This is a genomic window from Wolbachia endosymbiont of Atemnus politus (genome assembly GCF_013309895.1).
The window spans coordinates 1-9,665 of sequence record NZ_JAAXCS010000046.1 but is presented as its reverse complement, the minus strand read 5'-3'; the positions used below and the strand labels follow the sequence as shown (position 1 = coordinate 9,665).

Annotated in this window: 13 protein-coding genes, 1 other RNA gene and 1 pseudogene; 4 read left to right on the top strand and 11 right to left on the bottom strand. The window is 35.7% G+C overall.

The genetic code is table 11. The annotated features are described in order from the left end of the window. From HET73_RS04060 to HET73_RS08170, 8 genes and pseudogenes are all read right to left on the bottom strand, one after another. Nucleotides 1-180, bottom strand: a 180-nt coding sequence (locus tag HET73_RS04060) for a type II toxin-antitoxin system RelE family toxin (RefSeq protein WP_369333896.1), incomplete at its 3' end; no start/stop codon positions are given. Nucleotides 181-195: 15 nt separating this feature from the next. Then, nucleotides 196-408, bottom strand: coding sequence for a hypothetical protein (locus HET73_RS04055; protein ID WP_174133433.1), 213 nt, complete (start codon nt 406-408; stop codon nt 196-198). Between the two features lie 134 nt (nt 409-542). Further along, entirely contained in the window at nt 543-764 is a 222-nt protein-coding gene (locus HET73_RS04050) for a type II toxin-antitoxin system RelE family toxin (RefSeq protein ID WP_343033083.1), read from the bottom strand. 67 nt (nt 765-831) lie between these two features. Continuing rightward, nucleotides 832-1,050: a hypothetical protein gene (locus HET73_RS04045; protein WP_174133434.1), complete on the bottom strand. Its 219-nt coding sequence runs from the start codon at nt 1,048-1,050 to the stop codon at nt 832-834. A 182-nt stretch (nt 1,051-1,232) separates the two neighbouring features. Beyond that, nucleotides 1,233-1,661, bottom strand: coding sequence for a ClpXP protease specificity-enhancing factor SspB (locus HET73_RS04040; RefSeq protein WP_174133435.1), 429 nt, complete (start codon nt 1,659-1,661; stop codon nt 1,233-1,235). A 23-nt stretch (nt 1,662-1,684) separates the two neighbouring features. Next, nucleotides 1,685-2,020: a transfer-messenger RNA gene (gene ssrA / locus HET73_RS04035) on the bottom strand. 311 nt (nt 2,021-2,331) lie between these two features. Continuing rightward, the gene (locus HET73_RS04030; RefSeq protein WP_174134057.1) at nt 2,332-2,433 is read right to left on the bottom strand and encodes a WPE palindromic element domain-containing protein; all 102 of its coding nucleotides are present in this window, start codon (nt 2,431-2,433) and stop codon (nt 2,332-2,334) included. After that, nucleotides 2,417-2,678, bottom strand: a pseudogene (locus tag HET73_RS08170) (GIY-YIG nuclease family protein). The gene HET73_RS04030 and the pseudogene HET73_RS08170 overlap by 17 nt, the downstream one beginning before the upstream one ends. Before the next feature lie 648 nt (nt 2,679-3,326). Here HET73_RS08170 and HET73_RS04020 point away from each other — a divergent pair. Then, entirely contained in the window at nt 3,327-3,752 is a 426-nt protein-coding gene (locus HET73_RS04020) for a hypothetical protein (RefSeq protein ID WP_246210085.1), read from the top strand. Nucleotides 3,753-3,815: 63 nt separating this feature from the next. Here HET73_RS04020 and ribD read toward each other — a convergent pair whose 3' ends face one another. Together ribD and HET73_RS04010 are read right to left on the bottom strand one after the other, a co-directional pair. Continuing rightward, nucleotides 3,816-4,898 carry a bifunctional diaminohydroxyphosphoribosylaminopyrimidine deaminase/5-amino-6-(5-phosphoribosylamino)uracil reductase RibD gene (gene ribD, locus HET73_RS04015; protein WP_174134055.1) on the bottom strand — a complete coding sequence of 361 codons (1,083 nt, stop codon included), beginning with the start codon at nt 4,896-4,898 and terminating at the stop codon, nt 3,816-3,818. Next, nucleotides 4,898-6,097 carry a deoxyguanosinetriphosphate triphosphohydrolase gene (locus HET73_RS04010; protein ID WP_174134054.1) on the bottom strand — a complete coding sequence of 400 codons (1,200 nt, stop codon included), beginning with the start codon at nt 6,095-6,097 and terminating at the stop codon, nt 4,898-4,900. Before HET73_RS04010 ends, ribD begins: the two co-directional genes overlap by 1 nt. 47 nt (nt 6,098-6,144) lie before the next feature. Here HET73_RS04010 and HET73_RS04005 point away from each other — a divergent pair, with 47 nt between their 5' ends. Both HET73_RS04005 and HET73_RS04000 read left to right on the top strand, forming a co-directional pair. Beyond that, nucleotides 6,145-6,594, top strand: coding sequence for a HesB/IscA family protein (locus HET73_RS04005; RefSeq protein WP_174133307.1), 450 nt, complete (start codon nt 6,145-6,147; stop codon nt 6,592-6,594). Nucleotides 6,595-6,633: 39 nt separating this feature from the next. Further along, entirely contained in the window at nt 6,634-7,308 is a 675-nt protein-coding gene (locus HET73_RS04000; protein ID WP_174133306.1) for an ABC transporter ATP-binding protein, read from the top strand. 195 nt (nt 7,309-7,503) lie between these two features. Here HET73_RS04000 and HET73_RS03995 read toward each other — a convergent pair whose 3' ends face one another. Continuing rightward, nucleotides 7,504-8,202 (bottom strand): alpha/beta hydrolase, encoded by a 699-nt coding sequence (locus tag HET73_RS03995; protein WP_174134053.1) that lies wholly within the window; start codon nt 8,200-8,202, stop codon nt 7,504-7,506. Between the two features lie 152 nt (nt 8,203-8,354). Here HET73_RS03995 and HET73_RS03990 point away from each other — a divergent pair, with 152 nt between their 5' ends. Beyond that, nucleotides 8,355-9,500: a cysteine desulfurase family protein gene (locus tag HET73_RS03990; RefSeq protein WP_174133484.1), complete on the top strand. Its 1,146-nt coding sequence runs from the start codon at nt 8,355-8,357 to the stop codon at nt 9,498-9,500. Nucleotides 9,501-9,665: the final 165 nt, after the last annotated feature.

The following is a 9,665-nucleotide window of genomic DNA, read 5'->3' as shown; positions in this document are numbered from 1 at the left end:
ATCACCAACTCTTAGTCTTCTAAACCCCTTAAAGCTGTATTGTAAAGGCTCGCCAAGATTCACTGGATTTACTGTAAGACGTTCCTGTATTGCTTTCTTTATTCTTGATTCTATTTTTACCGATAAAGCTGGAAGATCTTCTTCAGTAACATTCCTTAAAAATTTGATTTTGTAATCCACTTGGCGTCTTTATGATCAACATCTCCACTGAACATCTTTGAAATCAACTGTTTCTGCACCTTCAACATCATACTCATTAGCAACCACAGATAATAAAAAGTCCTCCATTTCATCTTCAATTGCTTTACTGATTAGCCTTTCTGCTAACTCTTGAGCAGGCTGCTTAGTAAGTTCAGATAACTCAGTAAGATGCTGTAAAGTTTCTTTACTGATAACTATGTTTGCCATAAGTTTTACCAAAATCTACTACTATAGTAATTATACAGCATTTTTTTTAATTTTTCAATAATAAAAGCTGAGCAGAGCCACCTAAGGTGGAGAATAGATCAGGAAGGATGACTGTATAAAAATATATATAGTGTTTATAGTAAGTCTGATAACTTTATCTGCTCATAAATAGTGTCTCTATGTCCTGCTGTAGCAACAAACACTTTATGCTTTGCGATATTTACAGTATAAATAATTCGATAATTACCGACCCTTATTCTTCTATACCCTTTTAGTCTGCCACGTAACGGTTTACCAAATTTAATTGGATCAGTTGTAAGCCGCTCGTTTATCGCTTTTGTAATCCTCGATCTTATTGTTTTTGGAAAATTGGGAAAATCCCTTTCAGTAAAGTTTTTTGAGCGGACAATATCGTATTTCAGTTTATGTCCTCGACCTTTCAGATAGCACTGTGCTCCAGTCTATATCCTCACATTCCTTAACAGTTTTATATAACGCAATATCTTCTACTTCGCACTCGATTCCTTCTATGACTAACCTTTTTGCTAATTCTTGAACGGATTCCTTGGTAATTTCAGCTAACTTAGCAAGATTATGTGAAGTTTCTTGATCGAGTGCTATATTAATCCCTGAATCTGCCATAAGTTTTACCAAAATCTACTACTATAGTTATTTTACCACATTTCGTTTAATTTTTCAATAAAGAAAGTTGCTGATATGTAGAAAAAATTTTGCTACCTGTATTATTAAAAGTTTAATTTATGGTCTCCGTTCTATTACTTAATTAAACCGCCTCTTTCTATTAATATTTTTTGTTTATAAAGCTACTCACCACGTAATTGGTCTATGGATATAATACTGCCATTTGGTGACTTTTTAGTGCATTTTTCGCTTTTGTATTCTTTTTCAGAATCAATACTAAATATTAAAACATCCCCTGAAATTTTATCATGAAACTCGCTAATAGCAAAAAACGGTACAGTGATTTGCTCTCTTTTTCCGTGAAAACTCAAACTGACGCTGAATTCATCCTCAAAAACTTTCAAATCATAAAATTGATGCTGTAATATAATAAGCATTTGAGTAGGGTATGACTTTTTCAAATAATCTGGTACGATCACACCATTAAAACCTGTGAAAAATAATATTTCTAAGTGAGGAGTAAAACTATCACCTGATGCAATATCTAAAGCCTTTCTGATAACTTGAAACTTTATAGAATTGAGTGATTTCTTGTAACCTATATTATCCATACAAATTTTAAACACGTAAATTTCGGGGGAACTTCTGTTACCCGGCGTCCCCTGAACCGTGCTTTAGTAATAAACTGGTTGTGCTAAATCAAGCAGCAACACGGAATTCATTACCGCTAGCAGCAAAATTATCGTTTGCATCTAAATTATGAACTCTTAGCGGTGGTATCTAACCGAGCAAAGTTACCATTCTTTACTATGCATGTCGATCCTTATTCGCCCCCATGTAAATTAAAAATATGGTGGAGGCGCCGAGTACTGCCCTCGGGTCCAATACACCTATTGCAAGGTAATTTTATTGCCATAGTGTAAAAATGCACATAGTTATTATATAGTAGTATTGAATAAATGTCAAGATATTTAATTTCAAGCCAGCTAAAACAAAATTAAGATTTCTGGATGTCTACCTACAACTGTACGAACATTGTGCTACCATGAGGATGTCATTTCAGTACCCTTTTTTTGTCATCCCAGTGCGTGACACTGGCACTCTATAATGGTGTCGTCCAAGTGCTTGACACTGGCAAAATGGTGTCATGCCAATGCTCCCTTTCTTGTTATCCCAGTGCCTCCTCTCCTGTCATCCCAGCACCTCCATAGTGTCATCCCAGTGCGTGACACTGGCCTTAACTTTATAAACTATATAAATATAAAAACTCAGCGTCACGCGCTAGAATGACAAGGTTATGGGTGTGTCATTCCAGCACCTCCATAGTGTCATCCCAGTGCGTGACACTGGGATCCAGTCTTCATTATTATACAATTTCATCATATAAATCCTTCCATTCCTGATTTGTTTGTTCAATTAAGTTCATTTTCCATTTCCTCTTCCAGCTTTTTAGCAATTTTTCTCTACTAATTGCTAAATTTATGTCTTGAAACTCTTCATAATAGACCAATTTACAAACATTGTACTTTGATGTGAAACTAGTTGTTCTTGTGTTCCCAAACCCGTTTAACTAAATTTGACGTAACACCTATATATAGAGCTTTATTGTATTTACTTGCAAGTATAATAACTTTTCATATACAGTAAATAAGTTTACTAGATCCCAGTACTGGGATGACATCATAGGAGCGCCGGAATGGCATCATAGGAGTGCTGGAATGACACCTTTTTCGTTGCTCTTACATTGCCTTAGCTATAAATATTAAAAAATTTACCAAGCAAGAAAAAAGGCAAAAGAATCCCCGTGATGCGAGTTTTGACCCTTTAATACTGTAACTTGGCGCTGTAATAATGTGCTGACGCTTAGTTTAAGCACGATTTTGGCTGCATGTGAAAAAATTTAAAAGACATGTAGCCCCAATAATTTATATAATCCGCCAATAAATACCTTAAGTTTTTTACTAAATTTTTGTCGTTGATCCTGCGCAGGTCAAAAACAAGTTTTGAGTCAGAAATACCCTTAACAGCATGATAATAAGATTGGCGGGGGTTGTCAAGGGGTTTTTAGTTCTGTTTCTGTGGTTAAGAAAATCTGAACCAGCTAACTGCGTATAGCTGGTAGAGAGCAGATTTACAGCTAAAATTATATTTGCAAAAAAATAACTTGATTGTGTATGCCAATATGTATATATGCTAGATTTATTATTAGTCTCTTAAGGAAGGTTATTATGAATAAAAGCATATGGAAGTGGGGAAACACGGTACACATAACAAAAATGGGTATTGAAGGTACGGTTGCACTTGCATCTTTAGCGGCAGCAATAACAACAGTATTGATTGCTACTAAAGTAATTGCTGTACCTGAATCTTTGGCACTTATTAGCACAATTGTTAATCCTGTTGGAATTGCAGCGCTATTTATTGCTGCCATATATTTCACTATACTAGCTATTTCTTCATATCAGCAAATGCATAAGAATGAAGAAATAAATGGAGCTGAGACATCTGGAAATGTTGAAAAGGTAACAATTGAAAATGTTAGAAAGGAAATCGAAGCAAAAACTAAAGATTTAGCTACCAAAGCTGATCTGGATAAAAAGCTGAATTCAGATGATTTTAATGAAAAAGTTAAAAGTTCATTAAATGATCCTAGTATTGTTAAAGTATTTAAAGACAAAGTACTTGAAACAGAAAAAGCCTAAACTAAGTAGTACAGGAGGGGTGGGGGCATTCCTACCTCTTTCTTTTCATTCAAACATATAAAGCTATTGTAATCTATCCCAAACCTCAACTATATCCTCCTCAAAGTCTATTATCTCTGTTTTCTTGAATTGGTAGCAGTTATTGATAGATTGAATTCCTAAATTTCCTATAAAAGGAGTGGCGTCATTACCTAGAATTTTACCACTACGGCAGATTATCAACCTGTCGATTAAATTATGCTTCAGTAGTTCTGTGATTAACATCCCTCCACCTTCAACTAATACCCTTGTTATACCGATTTCTGAAACAAGTTTTGACACCATGTCTTTTAGGCAGATTTTGCCCTCATCGTTTGAATTGACTTTCAAGTAGTTGATGTTTTTTATTTTTTCCTTTGCTTCCTTATTTTTGATTACCCAAGTTATTATTTTATCTGCAGTTTTCGCAATATTATACTTCTCCTTCAATTTTCCTTGGCTGTCGATAATTAGCCTTACTGGCGATCTATCTTCAAAATCTGGTAATCTGCAAGTTAACAGTGGATCATCGTTAATTAGGGTGTTGCTGCCGATCATGATTGCGTCATATTTTGCTCTAAGCTCGTGTACCCAGTTTCTTGTATTTTTGCTAGTTATCCATTTGCTGTCGCCTGTAAATGTTGCGATTTTTCCATCAAGAGTCGTTGCTATTTTGCAAGCTATAAATGGTCTATGTAATTTCTGAGTGGTGAAAAAGCCAACGTTCAGTTTTTCTGCTTCTTTTTGCATAATACCTTGCTCAACTTCAATTCCAGCTTCCTCTAGAGCTTTAATGCCTATACCTGAAACTCTTTTATCGGGGTCGATTGTTGCAATTACTACCCTTTTTACCCCAGCTCTTATGATTTCTGCGGTGCAAGGTTTTGTAACTCCAAAGTGGCAGCATGGCTCAAGAGTAACGTACATAGTTGCACCGTGAGTAGAATTTTTAGCATTTTGCAGAGCAACTACTTCTGCGTGTGGGCGTCCACCGATCCCTGTGTAGCCCTTACCAACCACTACACTATCTTTTACAATGACACATCCAACAGCAGGGTTTGGGGCAACACTTCCAAGAACTTTTTCTGCGAGTTTTAGTGCAATTGACATGAAGTGGTCATCAGTCATTAGAAAGAAGTCATTTCGTATGAGGTGTCAAAAATTCTTCTGTGCTCGTGTATAGCAAATCTGTCTGTCATGCCTGAAATATAGTCACATATTACTACTGAACGCTCGAATTCATAGGCGAGCTTGTTCCACTCTGTGGGCAATAACCCTGGGTTTTCATAAAAACATTGAAAAAGCTCCTGTACTATACGTTTTGCTTTGTTCATCGTTCTATTGAGTTTATAACTTCTATATATTTTTTCCATGTTGAATTTTTTCATTTCTTTTGTAGCGTTTGCCACTTCTGGTGAGAACGTGACTAGCATTTTATTTAAACTTCTCACGTCTTCTACACTTTTTATTTTGTGATCTTCAATATTTTTTTTAGTCTGAGAAACAACATCTCTTATCATAATTCCTATGGTTCTACTCAGTGATTCATGTATGAGCTTACACTTAGGCAATTTTGAATATCTACTCTTTACGTCTTTAAACGTTTCTCCAATTAAAGGAATATCAAGCAAGTCTTCTACAGTCACTAAACTTGCTCTCAATGCGTCGTCAAGGTCATGGACGCCGTATGCAATATCATCAGCAATTGAAGCAACTTGTGCTTCAATGCTTGAAAATTCTTCAAGTTTTAAATCATATTTTTCATTATATTCTAGCAATAGCTGATTGTTTGTGTGGGATACTGCATTCTGACCAAGCAAGGGGCCGTTATGCTTTGCAACTCCTTCTACTACCTCCCAGCTTAGATTCATACCATCAAAGTCAGCATGTTTTTGTTCAAGATAAGTTAAAATCCTTATAGCCTGGACGTTATGGTCAAATTCGTATTTTTCGGTATCAAGGTTCAAATCTTGAACTGATTTCTTTAGAGCGTTTTCACCTGTATGACCAAATGGGGGATGACCAAGGTCATGTGCAAGTGCTATGCATTCAGTAATATCCTCGTCTAAACCTAGTCTACGCGCAATAGATCTTGCAATTTGTGCAACTTCAAGGCTATGAGTAAGCCGAGTACGATAGTAGTCATGCTCATAATTGATGAAAACTTGTGTTTTGTACTCCAATTTTCTAAACGCATTAGAATGGATAATGCGATCTCTATCACGCTGAAAGCAGCTACGGTTTTCATCCTCTGGTTCTTTAAAATATCTTCCTATTGTTTTGCTTGGGAAACACGCATAACTTAATAGAAAATTATTGTTTGACATGTAAAATTTCTACTATAATAAGCTATCAATAATAAACGGCGGTAACTATGTCAACAAATTACAATATTAACTTAACTGACAGTGCATTAGAAAAGATTCACTCTCTTGTAGAGCAGGAAGAAAGTAAGAATTCTATTTTGCGAATTGCAGTTTCAGGTGGCGGATGTTCTGGTTTCAAGTACAATTTTCTCATGGATCAAATAAATAAAAATCTATCTTTTGGTGATGACGAAGATGATGAATTTGATGACGAAGATGATGATGATTATGAAGACAGCGAGGACTATAAGGGTCACTCTAGTTTCAGTAAAAAAAGTAAAGATATAGTAGTTCATGATGAAAATGGAAATCCTGTATTAATGGTCGATAATTGTTCAGCAAAATTTTTGAATAACTCAGTTATAGATTATACTGAGAGTCTAAGTGGTTCTGGTTTTCAAATAAAAAATGCTCTTGCTAAGTCTCGGTGTGGATGTGGTAACAGCTTCTCAATTTAATTACTACCAGAGTTTAAACGTCTGTTGGGTCTTGTAAATATGAGTGGTGATGTAGCGCTAGAGCTGGCTTCTGTAGGTAAAAGCTTCAAAGAAAGTCCTGCTGTCATAGAAAATATCAACCTAAGGGTTACAAAAGGACAAGTGGTTGCATTAATTGGCAGTTCGGGATCAGGAAAAACAACTATATTGCAAATTGCAGGCTTGCTGGATAAGCCAACTTCAGGTATGGTGATAATAGATGGGATAAATTGCACACAAGCCAGCAATAAATATAAAACTCATATAAGAAGAAGTTTCCTTAGCTTTGTTTACCAATTTCACTATTTGTTGCAAGAATTATCAGTATTGGAAAATGTTATTCTTCCTCAGCTTATTGCAGGAAAAAGCAAAACTGAAGCGATAAAAAATGCGCAGGCAATATTGGAAAAATTTGGTCTGGAAAACAAAGCAAGCAGTATGATATCCGAAATTTCTGGTGGAGAAAGGCAAAGAATTGCAATTGCAAGAAGCATTGTAAATTCTCCAAAGCTTTTACTTGCAGATGAGCCAACAGGCAATTTGGATCCAACAAATTCTTTGAATGTGTTTTTGCTGTTATATTCATATGTAAAGGAAAATAACAGCTCTATGCTTATAGTAACACACAATCATCTCCTTGCAGAAAAAGCAGACCGTGTCTTACAGTTAAAAAATGGATCATTAGTAAAGTTGTAAATAGTTATACTAGGATCTATTTACCTTGTACTTACCCAGCCAATGGTCATTAGCAGGGTATAGCTTGCACGAAGTACTTTCATTCCCTTTTATACACGGACTTTTTAGCTTACGTGGTGAACAACCTCCCTGTAGTGTAAAGGTAGCTAGAATACATAGCAGTAATTTCTTAAACATAATCAAACCTTTTTCTAATTAAGCATACTCTCTTATCCTTACCTCTTTTTGGGTCTTTTGGGAAGAAATAGCTGCACTACTCAAGCGCAGTTTTATATAACCATCTATGATTTTAGCCACCTCTTCTTCTTTATCTCTTAAAAAGTGGTTGGTATCATCTATTATGTGGTATTCCATGTAATCGCTTTTTGCTGAGTTTATCAGCCTTGTTGCTAGTTCTGTTATATCGCTTTCTTCTGAAATTGTATCGTTACTGCTTTGTATTATAAGCCCAGGAACTGGACAAGGAGAAAGAAAGGAGAAATCATACTTAGTTGCCGGAAGAGAAAGAGCGATAAAGCCTACTATCTCAGGTCGGCGCATTGTCAGCTGCATAGCCACCCATGCTCCAAAAGAAAAACCAGCAATCCAAATTGGAATGTTGCTGGGGTTATGTTCTTGAAGCCAATCAATCGCTACTGCAGCGTCAGTTAATTCTCCTATACCCTTATCAAAAGTTCCAGTGGATTTTCCCACACCGCGAAAGTTAATTTTCAATGCAGAAAAATTGTTGTTAATAAAAGATGTGTATATACTGTGTATCATTTTACTATCCATGTTACCGCCATATTGAGGGTGGTGATGTAGAATTAACACAACCGGCGCATTGGCATTTTTGCTTTGGTGATACTCACCTTCTATCTTTTTTGCTGTGTTGTTCAAAAAAACTTCTACCATATTTGCTCCTAGTAAAAACCTGTTTAATAGATATGTAAATTATGCATATATTAATTATGTATTAATTTCACTGTTTTTGCAATAAGTTCTTTACTGTTCTAAGCTAATATATATGACTGTTGTAACCAATAGTAAAGAATTTTTCTAATAAAATGACAGATCAACCTTCAAGTCCGTTTTCTTTAGGAGATAGTGATTATGTATATGCTGATTATAATGCAACTTCTCCAGTTAGTGATGGTGCGAAGAAGAGTATACTTAAGGTTTTGTCAAAACAAATTCTGAATCCTTCGTCATCACATAGAAAGGGACAAGAAGCAAGAAAAGTTCTTCAGGATGCAAGAGATAACGTGTGTGGCGTTATTGGCGTTCCAAACGATAAAGAGATAGTTTTTACGTCTGGTGCAACTGAAGCAAATAATCTTATTATGAGAGGAATAACAGGTTATCGGCACGTGATTTCAGCTGTAGAACATCCTTCAATTCTTAATTCTGCGTATGATCCACATATAGTACCCGTTAATCAGGAAGGTATCGTTGATCTTTCAGAGCTAGAAAAGATTCTAAGCCAACTTGAGGGAAATAGAGTAATAGTTTCAGTTATGATGGCCAATAACGAAACTGGGGTTATTCAGCCTGTTAAGGAAATAGCTGAAATAGCGCGTAAATTCGGAGCAATCTGTCACACTGATGCTGCTCAGAGTATTGGGAAAATTGAAGTTAACATGGAGGATTTAGGAGTAGATTTACTCACTTTATCTGCTCACAAATTTGGTGGTATAGCAGGCAGTGGGGTTCTAATATTTGACAAAAAGCTTGTAATAGAGCCTATTATAATAGGTGGTGGGCAAGAGAAAGGATTGCGTGGTGGTACGGAAAATATTGTTGCAATTGTAGGTCTTTCTGCAGCATTGAAAAATATTCCAAATCTCCTGTCAAAAGTGGGTAAAATAAAGGAGTTACGTGATCAATTGGAGCGTGAATTATTAAATCTTGTCAGTGGCATCAAAATCTTTGGCAAAAACTCTAAAAGGCTGCCAAATACAAGCCTAATTTATATGCCAAGAGTAAAGAGTGATGTACAGTTCATGCATTTTGACTTAAATAATATTGCAGTTAGCAATGGTTCTGCATGTTCTTCTGGAAAAGTTGAGCCTTCTCATGTTTTGCTTGCAATGGGGGCAACAAAAGAGCAAGCGGAGTGTTCAATTAGGATTAGTATAGGTCCAGAGACTAAGCAACAAGACATAAAAAAAATAGTGGATTGTTGGTATAATATTTACAACATGTGCAAGTAACCCATAAAAACGAATTAAATGCACAAACCACTTGACAACTCCCGCCAATCTCATTATCATGGCAATTAGGGTATTTCTGACTCAAAACTTGTTTTTGACCTGCAGGATCAATGACAAAATTTAGTAAAAAACTTAAGGTATTTATTGGCGGATTATATAAATTAT